General features: G+C 70.8%; 13 protein-coding genes. 6 read left to right on the top strand and 7 right to left on the bottom strand.

Translation table 11 applies throughout. The features are described from left to right. Positions 1-314: 314 nt before the first annotated feature. Genes tsaB through AB0B48_RS28130 form a run of 4 tightly spaced genes read left to right on the top strand, consistent with a single transcriptional unit; the run spans position 315 to position 2,779 of the window. Positions 315-992: a tRNA (adenosine(37)-N6)-threonylcarbamoyltransferase complex dimerization subunit type 1 TsaB gene (gene tsaB / locus AB0B48_RS28115; protein WP_357206738.1), complete on the top strand. Its 678-nt coding sequence runs from the start codon at positions 315-317 to the stop codon at positions 990-992. Further along, positions 989-1,471 (top strand): ribosomal protein S18-alanine N-acetyltransferase, encoded by a 483-nt coding sequence (rimI, locus tag AB0B48_RS28120; protein ID WP_357206740.1) that lies wholly within the window; start codon positions 989-991, stop codon positions 1,469-1,471. The genes tsaB and rimI overlap by 4 nt, the downstream gene beginning before the upstream one ends. Further along, the gene (tsaD, locus tag AB0B48_RS28125) at positions 1,464-2,510 is read left to right on the top strand and encodes a tRNA (adenosine(37)-N6)-threonylcarbamoyltransferase complex transferase subunit TsaD (protein ID WP_091402289.1); all 1,047 of its coding nucleotides are present in this window, start codon (positions 1,464-1,466) and stop codon (positions 2,508-2,510) included. The genes rimI and tsaD overlap by 8 nt, the downstream gene beginning before the upstream one ends. A 14-nt stretch (positions 2,511-2,524) precedes the next feature. Continuing rightward, the gene (locus tag AB0B48_RS28130; protein ID WP_039906914.1) at positions 2,525-2,779 is read left to right on the top strand and encodes a hypothetical protein; all 255 of its coding nucleotides are present in this window, start codon (positions 2,525-2,527) and stop codon (positions 2,777-2,779) included. 37 nt (positions 2,780-2,816) lie between these two features. On the opposite strand, the gene AB0B48_RS28135 is transcribed toward AB0B48_RS28130, so the two are convergent. The 7 genes from AB0B48_RS28135 to AB0B48_RS28165 all read right to left on the bottom strand — a co-directional run bounded on the left by AB0B48_RS28135 (position 2,817) and on the right by AB0B48_RS28165 (position 10,095). Then, entirely contained in the window at positions 2,817-3,557 is a 741-nt protein-coding gene (locus tag AB0B48_RS28135) for a DUF4142 domain-containing protein (RefSeq protein WP_357206742.1), read from the bottom strand. 174 nt (positions 3,558-3,731) lie between these two features. Then, positions 3,732-4,913, bottom strand: a complete 1,182-nt coding sequence (locus AB0B48_RS28140; protein ID WP_357206744.1) for an ROK family protein — start codon at positions 4,911-4,913, stop codon at positions 3,732-3,734. Positions 4,914-4,935: 22 nt separating this feature from the next. Continuing rightward, positions 4,936-6,198 carry an ABC transporter permease gene (locus tag AB0B48_RS28145; protein WP_357206746.1) on the bottom strand — a complete coding sequence of 421 codons (1,263 nt, stop codon included), beginning with the start codon at positions 6,196-6,198 and terminating at the stop codon, positions 4,936-4,938. Then, the gene (locus AB0B48_RS28150; protein ID WP_357206748.1) at positions 6,195-7,013 is read right to left on the bottom strand and encodes an ATP-binding cassette domain-containing protein; all 819 of its coding nucleotides are present in this window, start codon (positions 7,011-7,013) and stop codon (positions 6,195-6,197) included. The genes AB0B48_RS28145 and AB0B48_RS28150 overlap by 4 nt, the downstream gene beginning before the upstream one ends. Before the next feature lie 115 nt (positions 7,014-7,128). Next, positions 7,129-8,214, bottom strand: a complete 1,086-nt coding sequence (locus tag AB0B48_RS28155) for a substrate-binding domain-containing protein (protein ID WP_357206750.1) — start codon at positions 8,212-8,214, stop codon at positions 7,129-7,131. Between the two features lie 179 nt (positions 8,215-8,393). Further along, positions 8,394-8,873 (bottom strand): Cys-tRNA(Pro) deacylase, encoded by a 480-nt coding sequence (ybaK, locus tag AB0B48_RS28160; RefSeq protein WP_357206752.1) that lies wholly within the window; start codon positions 8,871-8,873, stop codon positions 8,394-8,396. A 25-nt stretch (positions 8,874-8,898) separates the two neighbouring features. Beyond that, positions 8,899-10,095, bottom strand: a complete 1,197-nt coding sequence (locus AB0B48_RS28165) for a methyltransferase domain-containing protein (RefSeq protein WP_357206754.1) — start codon at positions 10,093-10,095, stop codon at positions 8,899-8,901. Between the two features lie 259 nt (positions 10,096-10,354). Between AB0B48_RS28165 and groES the strand changes: the two genes are divergently transcribed. Then, positions 10,355-10,669 carry a co-chaperone GroES gene (gene groES, locus AB0B48_RS28170; RefSeq protein ID WP_030330046.1) on the top strand — a complete coding sequence of 105 codons (315 nt, stop codon included), beginning with the start codon at positions 10,355-10,357 and terminating at the stop codon, positions 10,667-10,669. A 70-nt stretch (positions 10,670-10,739) separates the two neighbouring features. After that, on the top strand, positions 10,740-12,119 hold a 1,380-nt coding region (gene groL, locus AB0B48_RS28175; protein WP_357206756.1), incomplete at its 3' end, for a chaperonin GroEL.

Consider the following 12,119-nt stretch of genomic DNA (forward strand, 5'->3'; position numbering starts at 1 on the left):
TCACGATGACTCACAGACATCAGGCTGATTAGCGGGTGTGGTTCCAGCGCTCGTCCCTGGCTAGCCGTTGGGCCGGCGGCCAACGGCGGCGGGGCGGTCCGCAGCGGGGCGGTCCGCAGCGGGGTGGCAGGGGCGGCGCGAGGCGGGGCGGGGTGAGGCGGAGTGGGGCGGTGTGGGGCGACGTGAGACGAAGGGCGAACGCGGGTGGCCGGGGGCAAGGTCCGGGCGAGAGCGGACGAGAGCTGGGCGAGGGGCGAAGGGGGGTGGCGGGGCGTGACCGGGAGGGCTGGGCGGGGCGGCTAGGCTGGCTTACCGTGCTCGTACTCGTGGTGGACAGCTCGACCCCCGCGGTCACCGCGGCGCTGGTGGAGATCTCGGCAGACGGCGTGGCGTCGCGGGCGCACCGGTGCACGGTCGATGCCCGCGCGCACGGTGAGCTGCTCGCGCCCCAGGTGGATGCGGTCCTCGCCGACGCTGACGCGCGCCCGCGTGACCTGGCGGCCATCGTCGCCGGGCTCGGCCCGGGTCCGTTCACCGGGCTACGGGTCGGCCTGGTCACCGCCGCGACAATGGGTCAGGTGCTGGGGATCCCCACGTACGGTGTCTGTTCGCTGGACGCCATCGGTTACCCGGCGGCGTCCGGCACGCCGGTCCTGGCCGCCAGCGACGCCCGGCGCAAGGAGCTCTACTGGGCCGTCTACGACGGCGCCGGCGAGCGGATCGTCGGGCCCGAGGTGTCCGCGCCGGCGGTCGCCGCCGCGCGGGCCCGCGAACTGGGCGCGACGATCGCGGTCGGTGACGGGGCGCACCGGTACGCAGACGTCCTGGACCTGCCCGTCCGGGTCGAGCCGCGCTATCCGGACGCGACAGTGCTGGCGTTGCTCGCCGCCGAGCGGATCCGGGCGGGGGCGTCCAGTGAGCGGCTCACTCCGCTCTACCTGCGACGCCCCGACGCGGTGGCGGCGACCGGCCGCAAACCGGTCCTGCCATGACCGCGGTACGGCTCGAACCGTTCCGCTGGTGGCACATCGACGACGTGCTGCCGATCGAGGCGGACCTCTTCGGCGCTGAGAAGTGGTCGCCCGCCATGTTCTGGAGCGAGCTCGCCAACGGGCACCACTACCGGGTCGCCGTCGACGCGGACGGTTCAGTGCTCGGCTACGCCGGGCTCGCCGGCGTTCCGCCGGACGAGGTGTGGGTACAGAACATCGCCGTCCGCCGGGACGCCCAGCGGCGCGGCGTAGGCCGTGCCCTGCTGGAGGAGTTGCTAGCCGAGGCGGTCCGGCGCGACGCCGGCAGCACCCTGCTGGAGGTCGCCGTGGACAACGCCGCAGCTCAGCGGCTCTACGCGACGTACGGTTTCGAGCCGATCGGGGTGCGGCGCGGCTACTACCAACCGAGCAACACAGACGCGCTGGTCATGCGGCGCGACGCCGAGCCGACCGGGAACGGACCACACGACAATGGCTGACGAACCACTGATCCTGGGTATCGAGACCTCCTGCGACGAGACCGGTGTCGGCATCGTGCGGGGGCACACCCTGCTGGCCGACGCGCTCGCCTCCAGCGTCGAGGAACACGCCCGGTTCGGGGGTGTGGTACCGGAGGTGGCCAGCCGGGCGCACCTGGAGGCCATCGTGCCGACCATGGACCGGGCCCTGACCGAGGCGGGCGTCACGCTGGCCGACATCGACGCGATCGCTGTCACCTCGGGGCCAGGGCTGGCCGGTGCGTTGCTGGTTGGCGTCGCTGCCGCCAAGGGGTACGCGGTCGCCGCCGAGAAGCCCATCTACGGCGTCAACCACCTCGCCGCCCACGTCGCGGTGGACACCCTTGAGCACGGCCCACTGCCCGAACCCGCCATCGCGCTCCTGGTGTCCGGCGGCCACTCGTCCCTCCTGCTCGTGGACGACCTGGCCCGGGGTGTCACCCCGCTCGGCGCCACCATCGACGACGCGGCCGGGGAAGCGTTCGACAAGGTCGCCCGGCTGCTCGGGTTGCCGTTCCCGGGAGGTCCGCCCATCGACAGGGAGGCCCGGGCCGGCGATGCCGCCTCGATCGCCTTCCCCCGCGGTCTGACCGCCGCGAAGGATCTCGCCGCCCACCGGTACGACTTCTCGTTCTCGGGCCTGAAGACGGCTGTGGCCCGGTGGGTCGAGGCCCGCCAGCGTGCCGGTGAGCCGGTTCCGGTGGCCGACGTGGCCGCGTCCTTCCAGGAGGCGGTCTGTGACGTCCTGACCAGCAAGGCGCTCGCCGCCTGCCGGGCGCAGGGCATCGAGACCCTGGTCATCGGCGGGGGAGTGGCGGCGAACTCCCGGCTGCGGGCGATGGCCGAGCAGCGAGCCGAGAAGTACGGCATCCGGGTTCGGGTACCCCGGCCGAAGCTGTGCACCGACAACGGCGCGATGGTGGCCGCGCTCGGTTCGCACCTGGTCGCCGCCGGGGTCGCTCCGAGCCGACTGGACCTGCCGGCCGATTCGGCGCTGCCGTTGACCACGGTCAGCGTGTGACGGGGGCGGCGGACATGATCGTGCGGATGTGGGAGGCGCGCGCCGAGGCGTACGGAGTCGCCGACCTGATCACCTGGGTGTGCGACACCGCCCTGCCCGAGTTGGAGCACGACCCGCTCCACGTCTCCAGCGAGGTCTTCTCCTCCACCGACCACCGCGTGGTGGTGATCTCCAAGTGGCGCAGCAGCCCCCGCCCGCTACCGGACCCGCCAGCCCTGCTGGTGGCCCGCGCCCCGCACTCCTGGGACTTCACCCAGGTGGACCGGTAACGCGAGCCACCATCCATCCAGGCAGCTGGCTGACTGGTCAGCTGCGGCGCAACATCCGGTAGGTGGCGATTCCGCCGGTGCCCAGCGCGGCGAGGAAGACCAACCAGACGACGGTGCTGCTGACTCCGACCTGCGGGCCGGAGTTGGCCGAGGCGGCGGCCAGGAGTCCGTCCTCACCCGGGGCGGGCAGCGCGGCCGGCGGCAGCTCCGGCCACCGAACCAGTCCGGTGGACTCCAGCATCTGCATGTGGTGCGTGACGAAGCCGGTGGCGTCCTCGCAGAGCTTGCGGACGGTGGCGTCCCGGGTGCTGGCCCGTACTGCGCTGATCACCGGGAGAATGCTGCCGTGAGCGACCCGGAGGCGGGTCACGAAGATCTGGTCGAACCGGGCGCCGGAGGCGTCCTTCATCTCCGTCAGCCAGCCCTTTTGTTGGGCCGTCGGCTCGCTCGGGATGGTCGCGCCCAGCTTGTTGGCCGCCTCGACCACGAGTTCATCGAGCTTCTGGTGCTCGCCGGCGATGCCGGCGCCGATCTCCCGTACCTTCGCCGACTGTCCCTTCTCGGCGGCCATCTGGCCGGCCGGCATCTCCCACAGCCCGGCCAACCGCACCCCGTTGAGCAGTGTCATGTCGGCGGCGTTGAGCTGTCGCCCGCCGGCGGGGGCGGCGATGGCCGCGCCGGGCAGGACACCGACCCCCGCGATGATCGCGATGAGCAGCATCGCTGCTCGGTGGGTCCGGGTGCCCAGTCGGCGATGGGCGGATCTGAGCGGTGCCATGTCTGTGGTGCCTCCTCGGTCCGGACCGAACGCGTCTGGACCGGGCAGCCGCGCCTTGCCGGTTGCCCGTCCGCCCACTGGTACGGGCTGATCGCGCGATCAGTTCATCGCGAAGCGAACCGGATCAGCGGGTGACAGCGAGCAGCTCGACATCCATGCCGGACCGCGTACGGATCAGCCCACGTCGAGGGGGTCGGCGAGGAGCCGTTCGAAGGCCAGCTCGGCGGCGCCGATCAGGGGCGCGTCCGTACCCAGTTTCGGCGTACGCAGCCGGACGTGCTCCAGGCAGGCGCCGAGCGCGTTGGAGTTGAGCCGGCTGCGGATCTGCGCCGCCGCCGCGAGGTAGAGGTCACGCATGGTGCCGCCGAAGATGACCATCTCGGGGTTGAAGACGTTCACCAGGTTGGCCACCCCGAAGCCGAGCCAGTCGCCGGCCTGGCGGACCGCCGTCTGGGCCCGGGCGTCCCCGCGGTCGGCCGCGTCGAAGACCTCCAACAGCGCGTCGCGGCCCCGGGCGTCGGAGCGTCCGGCGGCACGCAACAGGCCGTGCTCGCCGATCTCGGTCTCCCAGCAGCCTCGGGACCCGCACTCACAGGGTTTGCCGTCGCGGACCACCTTCATGTGGCCGACCTCGCCGCCGTACCCGCCGTGCCCGGTCAGCCGGCGCCCACCGGCGATGATGCCGGCACCCACGCCGACGTCGCCGTACAGGTAGAGAACGTTGTCACAGCCCGCAGCCACACCTCGTGCGTGCTCGGCGAACGCGGCGACGTCGGCCACGTTGCCCACTGTGACCGGTACGTCGATGCCCAACTCGTCGGCGAGGGCAGCGCCGATCGGCTCGTCCACCCAACCGGTGGTGGGGCCGAGTCGGACCAGGCCGTCGTCCCGGCGAACCATGCCGCAGACCGCGACGCCGGCGCCGACGCAGATCGCGTCCGCCGGCACCAGTTGCTGCATCTCCTTGACCGCGCCGGCCAGCAGCGGCGCGGCCTCCGCGGCCAGCAGCCCGCGCGGCCGGTCCAGATCCCGGCGGTCCAGGACCGCGCCACCCAACCCGATCCGGGCGGCGCGCAGCCGGTCCACCTCCACCGAGTACGCGTACGCGTAGACCCGGGTCGACTCGGGCCGGACGACCAGTGACGGTCGTCCGGCCCGGCCGGTTTCCTTCGGTGCGCCTTCGCTGACCAGCCCCACCGCGGACAGGTCGGCGGTGAGCGCGCCGATGGTGCTGCGGTTGAGGCCCAGCGTGGTGGTCAGCTCGGCACGCGTGGTCGCCCCGTTGACGTGCACGTGCCGCAGCAGGGCCCCGAGGTTCTGCCGTCGGACGTCATCCTGGCTCGGTCCTGGGCGCATGCTGGTGCTACCTCCCGCGCGGTCAGCGCGTGCCGGTGGCTGCCGCGCGGCGGCGGGAGAGCGCGTCGACGCTGGCGGCGAGCAGCAGTACGACGCCCGTGACCACGTACTTGACTCCCGCGTCGTACCCCATCAGGCCCATTCCGTTTTCGATGACCGCGACCACCGCGCCGCCGAGTACGGCGTCGAGGACGCGGCCCTTGCCACCGAAGAGGCTGGTGCCACCGATCACCGCTGCGCCGACCGCGTAGAGCAGTACGTTACTGCCCCCGGTGTTCGGGTCGACCGAGTTGGCCCGGCTGGCCGCCACGATGCCACCGATGGCGGCCATCGAGGAGCAGATCACGAAGACCGAGACCCGGATCCGGTCGACGCCGATGCCGGCCCGGCGGGCAGCTTCGCGGTTGCCGCCCACGGCGTAGATGTGCCGGCCGTAGCTGGTGCGTTGGAGCACGAAGGTCCAGATGATCAGCAGCACCGCGATGATCGGCACCACGATCGGTACGCCCTTGAGTGAGCTGATCAGGACGTTGCGGCTGCGCTCCAGGTTGAGCACGTACACCGCGGTGCCGAGGATGACGGCGAGCCCGCCGATCCGCAGCGCCACCACCGCGAGCGGGTCGGTGATCAGGCCGCGGGCCACCCGGGTGCGGTGGCGCAGCAGTTGCACCGCCGCGTAGCCGATGACCGCGAGGACGGTCAGCCCCCAGCCCAGCGTGGGGGCGAGGTTGCGGTTGGCGATGGCGACCAGCACGTCGTCGCGGACGGAGATGTTGGTGCCCTCTTTGACGAGCAGCAGCACGACGCCCTGGAAGGCGAGGAAGCCGGCGAGGGTGACCACGAAGGACGGAATGCCGATCTTCGCCACGAGCATGCCGAGCGTGGTGCCGATGACCACACCGGTGGCGACGGCGGCGAGCACGGCGACCCACCAGGGGTAGCCGAGCACGGTGACCACATTGGCCAGCACCGCAGCGCAGACGCCGCTGGCGAAGCCGGCGGAGAGGTCGATCTCGCCGAGCAGCAGCACGAAGACCAGGCCCATCGCGATCAGCGTTACCGCCGCGCCCTGGGTGAAGAGGTTGGCGAAGTTGCCGGCCGACAGGAACGACGACGGCCGCATGATCGCGAAGACCGTGCAGAGCACGATCAGGCCGAGGACGGCTGGTAGCGCGCCGACGTCGCCACCGCGTACCCGGCTCAGGTAGTTGCGGAAGTGGCCTCCGATGGTCGGCGTCGGTGTGACGGCGGCGGGGCCGTCCTTCCGCACGGCGGTGGTGGTCATCGGGCGCCTCCTGAGATCGAGTCGGCCGCCTGCGGGCCGTCGCCGTTGCTGCCCGGGTCGGTGGCGAGGCCGAGCCCGCCCGAGCGCCCGGCGGTGATCAGCTCGACCACCTGGGCGTGGGTGATGTCGGTGGTCTTCACCTGGGCGACCATCTGACCGAGGTACAGCGCGGCGATCCGGTCGGAGACGGCGAAGACGTCGTTCATGTTGTGCGAGATGAGCACCACGGCCAGGCCGTTGTCGGCGAGGCGTCGGACCAGTTCGAGCACCTGGGCGGTCTGTGCCACGCCGAGCGCCGCGGTCGGCTCGTCCAGGATGACGAGCTTGCTGTTCCAGAGCACCGCCTTGGCGATGGCAACGGTCTGTCGTTGACCGCCGGAGAGGCTGGACACGTGCTGCCGGAGTGAGGTGACGGTGCGGATGGAGAGCCCCGCCAGGGTTTCGGCGGCGAGCTGTTCCATGGTCGGCTCGTCGAGGACGATGCCGCTGCGCTTCTCCCGGCCGAGGAACATGTTCTGCACGATGTCCAGGTTGTCGCACAGCGCGAGGTCCTGGTAGACGACCTCGATGCCGAGCGTGGCAGCGTCGCGGGGGCTGCCGATGTGCACCGGTTCACCGTTGAACAGGAACTCTCCGGCGTCGGTGGGGTGGATGCCGCTGATGCACTTCACCAGGGTCGACTTGCCGGCGCCGTTGTCGCCGACCAATGCGGTCACTTCACCCGGGTGGACGGTCAGGGCGACGTCGCGGAGCACCTGGACGGGACCGAAGCTCTTGTCGATCCCGCGGAGTTCCAGCAGGGGGGTCGCGGACACGGGGGTCTCCTTCTTAAGGGAGGGTCGGGGCCCGTCCGGCGGGCGCCGCCCGGCACGGGAGGGGTGCTCCCGTGCCGGGCGGCGATGGTCGTTCCGGCGGGTACTGCGGCGTCGGTCAGCTGATGCCGGCTTCGGCGCAGAACTTGGTGTACGCCGCGGTGCAGACCTCTTCCTTGGTCACGTAGCCGTCGGCGATGACGTCCTTGACGCTCTCCTTGTAGATGGCCTTCGGGGTGAGCAGCACCGAGGGCACGTCCCGGTCACCGTCCTTGACCGTCTGGCCGGTGTCCTTCTTCTCACCCTTGGCGAGGGCGATGGCCAGGTCGGAGGCGGCCTTGGCCTCTTCCCGGACCGCCTTGTAGACGGTCATGCACTGGTCACCGGCGAGGATGTTCTGCAGGCCCTCGGTGCTGGCGTCCTGCCCGGTCACCGGCACCTTGCCGTTGAGCTTGTTCTTCTTCAGGATCGAGATGGCCGCGTTGCCGAGACCGTCGTTGGCGGCCAGCACGCCGTCGATCTTGCCGTTGGCCGTGGTGAGCTGCTGCTCGAAGATCGTCGCGGCCTGCGCGTTGTCCCACGCCGGCACCGCGTCCTCAGGGCCCTTGACGTATTCCTTGGAGTCGAACTTCGGCTTGAGCACCGAGTCGTAGCCAGCCTTGAACAGGGTGGCGTTGTTGTCGGTGGGGGAGCCGTTCAGGTACGCCACGACGGGGTTCTTGGCGCCCTTCTCGGTCAGGCACTTCGACAGACCCTCGCCCTGGAGCTTGCCGACGGTCTCGTTGTCGAAGCTGACGTAGTACTGGGCGGAGCCGCCGAGGGTGAGCCGGTCGTAGTCGATGGTGGCGACGCCCTGCGACTTGGCCTTGTCGAGCACTGCCTTGCCGGTGCCGGAGTCCAGGTTGACGATCATCAGAGCGGTCACACCGCTGGTGATCATCTGGTCGGCGATGGTCTGGAAGGCGGTCTTGTCGTTCTGGGCGTTCTGGATGTCGTACTGGACGCCGGCGGCCTTGAACGCCTCCTCCAGGAACCGGCGGTCCGCGGTCTCCCAGCGGGCCGAGGACTTGCTGTCCGGGAGGATCACGCCGATCTTGGGGGTCTTGGCGGAGGCGGCCTTGTCGCCGGAGTCGTCGCCACAGGCGGTCAAGCCGCCGGTCGTGAGCAGGCCCACGGCGGCGATGGTGAGGATCCCCTTACGCATGTGCAGGGTCCTTTCGGAGGTGGGGGAGGTGTTGTTTTGTTGTGTCCGGCAACGTATTTCGCGTCACACCGGCTCCACAAGACCGCGCAGGTGCATAGTTTGTTGGGAGCGATAACAATTCAGCAACGCGACTGTTACTCCGCGGGTATCCCACGGGGGTGTCGACGTAACGACTGTCGTCAGTGGGTCTGCAACGGCGCGGTACAGGCGTCGGTCAGCGCCACCAGATCCGCCGCGGCCAGTTCGAGTTGCAGACCACGCCGACCAGCCGAGACGTAGATCGTCGGGAGATCCAGCGCGGATTCGTCCAGCACTGTGGGCAACCGTCGACGCTGCCCGAGCGGGCTGATCCCACCGCGTACGTAGCCGGTGGCCCGCTCGGCGACCGCCCGGTCGGCCAACGCCGCCCGCTTGCCGCCGACCGCAGCCGCGAGAGCCTTCAGATCCAACTCGCCGGTGACCGGAACGACCGCCACGGTGAGCGCGCCGTCGACGTCGGTCACCAGAGTCTTGAACACGCGCTCCGGTGCCACGCCGAGCGCCACCGCCACCAACGCGCCGTAGTTCGGGGCGTCCGGCGCCACCCGGTACGGATGGGTGCGATGCGCGATGCCCCGCTTGACCAAGAGTGCCGTTGCCGGCGTGCCCTGTCCCGCCACAGCGAAGACGCTAGTCGAGACGGCGCTAGTCGACCGGCCGGCCGATCAGCACCGTCGGTGCGCCGCCGACCCGGGTGAGCACCAGACTCGCCGCTGCGTCCCCGGCCAGCCGCAGGTCCCGCCGGAGCTGCTCCGGGGTGAGCGCCGAACCCCGCTTCAGGATCTCCACCCGGCCCACCCGGCGCTCCCGCAGCAGCGCCCGCAGGCGCTTGAGCGAGAACGGCAACACGTCGGTGATCTCCAGGCAGCGCGCGTACGGGGTGCGGACCGGCTGGTCGGCGTAGAGGTAGGCGATGCTCGGATCGCCCAGGTTGGCGTCCAGTTCGCTGGCCAGTTCGGCCACGAGGTGCGCGCGCACCACCGCCGGGTCCGGGTCGTACAGGTAGCGACGCGGCGGCCCGACCGGCGCCTCGGCGGCACCCGAGCCGGTGAGCTGGTGGCTGCGGGCCTCGGCGCCCCGTTGGCGGTAGAGGGTGGCGCGACGGGGCACCTCCGCCAGCTCACCGCACCAGAGCGCGGCCTCGACCAGGTCGCCGTCCACGCTGACCCACTCGGCCTCCGCCCCGGCCGGGATGAGCGCGTGGTCCAGGCCCGGCGCGACCTTCACCACGGTGCGCGGCACCCGCTCGGCCAACCCGGTGACGAAGTCCCACGGTGGCGAGTAGGCGCGCGGGTCGAAGATCCGCCGCCCGGTGCCGGTGGCGCGGCGGGCCGGGTCGCAGAAGACCCCGTCGACCCTTGCCACGTCGAACCCGGTCGCGTCGCCGCACTCGACGGTGAACAGCTCGGCCAGGCCGGCCGCCTCGGCGTTGGCGGCGGCCATCGCCGCGGTCACCGGGTCAGCCTCCACCCCGTACACCCGGATGCCGGCGCGGGCGGCGGCCAGCGCGTCGGCCCCGAGCCCGCACCCGAGATCGGCCAGGGTCCGCACGCCGGCCGCGTGCAACCGGGCGGCTCGACGGTCGGCGACCACCCGGCGGGTGGCCTGCTCCAGGCCGGGGCGGGTGAGGAACATCCCAGCGGCGGCCGAGCCGAACTTGCCCACCGCCCGGTGGCGCAACTCGGCCTGGGTCAACGCCGCCGCGGCCAACGTCGGCGGCACCCCGGTCGCGCGCAGGGCCGACGCCGCGACCAGTGGATCACCGCCGGCCAGGTCGGCCGCCGCGGTGAGCGCGGCCGACCCCTCAGGGGTACGCAGCGCCGCCAGCTGATCGAGATCCACCCGGCCATTGTCCCGTCCGACTCGGAAAACTTGGCTGGCGGGGCGCGACGCGCTGGCACTCTCCTTGACGGAGTGCTAGCCACGGAATAACCTGCGATTAGCACTCTCACCCTGAGGGTGCCAGCTTCCGGGTCTCGCGACCCGGGTGCGCACGCCAGGCGGACCGGCACCCGCGACGACGGCACCGCCCGGTGGCATGAGGCAGATTGACGCTGGTCAGCCCCGCTGGCCAGCAACGAAACCAGTACCCCAGGAGGGTATGCCCGTGACTACCGCGACCAAGGTTGCGATCAAGCCGCTCGAGGACCGCATCGTGGTCCAGGCGAACGAGGCTGAGACCACCACGGCGTCGGGCATCGTGATCCCCGACACCGCCAAGGAGAAGCCGCAGGAGGGCACCGTCCTCGCTGTGGGCCCGGGGCGCGTCGACGACAACGGCAACCGGGTTCCGGTTGACGTGCAGGTCGGCGACACCGTCCTTTACTCGAAGTACGGCGGCACCGAGGTCAAGTACGCCGGCGAGGAGTACCTGGTGCTCTCCGCCCGCGACGTCCTCGCGGTCATCGAGAAGTAAGCAACCGATCAGTGCCACTGCCCCGGTCCGGCTCGCCGGGCCGGGGCAATGGCGCTTCGAAGGGACATTAATGGCGAAGATCCTGAGCTTCTCGGACGACGCCCGGCACCTGCTGGAGCACGGTGTCAACGCCCTCGCGGACACGGTCAAGGTCACCCTCGGCCCGCGCGGGCGCAACGTCGTCCTGGACAAGAAATTCGGTGCGCCGACGATCACCAACGATGGTGTGACCATCGCCAAGGAGATCGAGCTCACCAACCCGTACGAGAACCTTGGCGCGCAGCTGGTCAAGGAGGTGGCGACCAAGACCAACGACGTCGCCGGCGACGGCACCACCACCGCGACAGTGCTGGCCCAGGCGATGGTTCGCGAGGGTCTGCGCAACGTGACCGCCGGGACCAACCCGGCCGGTCTCAAGCGGGGCATCGACGCGGCGGCCATGAAGGTCTCCGAGGCGCTGCTCGGCAAGGCCGCCGAGGTCACCAGCAAGGAGTCGATCGCGAACGTGGCGACGATCTCCGCGCAGGACTCCACGATCGGCGATCTGATCGCCGAGGCGATGGAGCGCGTCGGCCGCGACGGTGTCATCACCGTCGAGGAAGGCTCGATGCTCACCACCGAACTGGACGTGACCGAAGGTCTCCAGTTCGACAAGGGCTTCATCTCGCCGAACTTCGTCACCGACCTGGAGGGTCAGGAGTCCGTCCTTGAGGACGCGTACATCCTGGTCACCACCCAGAAGATCTCGGCGATCGAGGAGCTGCTGCCGCTGCTGGAGAAGGTCCTGCAGAACAGCAAGCCCCTGCTGATCATCGCCGAGGACGTGGACGGCCAGGCGCTCTCCACCCTGGTGGTCAACTCGCTGCGCAAGACCCTCAAGGTCTGCGCGGTCAAGGCCCCCGGCTTCGGTGACCGGCGCAAGGCAATGCTCCAGGACATCGCGATCTCCACGGGCGCCGAGCTGGTCGCCCCGGAGCTGGGCTACAAGCTCGACCAGGTCGGCCTGGAGGTGCTCGGCACCGCCCGGCGCGTCGTGGTCGACAAGGAGAACACCACGATCGTCGACGGCGGTGGCCAGAAGGCCGACGTCACCGACCGGGTCTCCCAGATCCGCAAGGAGATCGAGGCCTCCGACTCCGACTGGGACCGGGAGAAGCTGGCCGAGCGGCTGGCGAAGCTCTCCGGTGGCATCGCCGTCATCAAGGCTGGCGCGGCGACCGAGGTCGAGATGAAGGAGCGCAAGCACCGCATCGAGGACGCCATCGCGGCGACCAAGGCTGCGGTCGAGGAGGGCACCGTGCCCGGCGGCGGCGCCGCCCTGGTGCAGATCCTCTCGGTGCTCGACGACGACCTGGGCTTCACCGGTGACGAGAAGGTCGGCGTCTCGGTCGTGCGCAAGGCGCTCGTCGAGCCGCTGCGCTGGATCGCCCAGAACGCCGGTCACGACGGC

The organism is Micromonospora sp. NPDC049089, from assembly GCF_040648775.1.
GTDB lineage: Bacteria > Actinomycetota > Actinomycetes > Mycobacteriales > Micromonosporaceae > Micromonospora.

Excerpts from the sequence above, each read along its gene's own strand:
- AB0B48_RS28130 (WP_039906914.1), top strand. The coding sequence starts at position 2,525 with ATGATCGTGCGGATGTGGGAGGCGCGCGCCGAGGCGTACGGAGTCGCC.
- AB0B48_RS28145 (WP_357206746.1), bottom strand. The coding sequence starts at position 6,198 with ATGACCACCACCGCCGTGCGGAAGGACGGCCCCGCCGCCGTCACACCG.
- AB0B48_RS28135 (WP_357206742.1), bottom strand. The coding sequence starts at position 3,557 with ATGGCACCGCTCAGATCCGCCCATCGCCGACTGGGCACCCGGACCCAC.
- groES (WP_030330046.1), top strand. The coding sequence starts at position 10,355 with ATGCCCGTGACTACCGCGACCAAGGTTGCGATCAAGCCGCTCGAGGAC.
- AB0B48_RS28155 (WP_357206750.1), bottom strand. The coding sequence starts at position 8,214 with ATGCGTAAGGGGATCCTCACCATCGCCGCCGTGGGCCTGCTCACGACC.
- rimI (WP_357206740.1), top strand. The coding sequence starts at position 989 with ATGACCGCGGTACGGCTCGAACCGTTCCGCTGGTGGCACATCGACGAC.
- tsaD (WP_091402289.1), top strand. The coding sequence starts at position 1,464 with ATGGCTGACGAACCACTGATCCTGGGTATCGAGACCTCCTGCGACGAG.
- AB0B48_RS28140 (WP_357206744.1), bottom strand. The coding sequence starts at position 4,913 with ATGCGCCCAGGACCGAGCCAGGATGACGTCCGACGGCAGAACCTCGGG.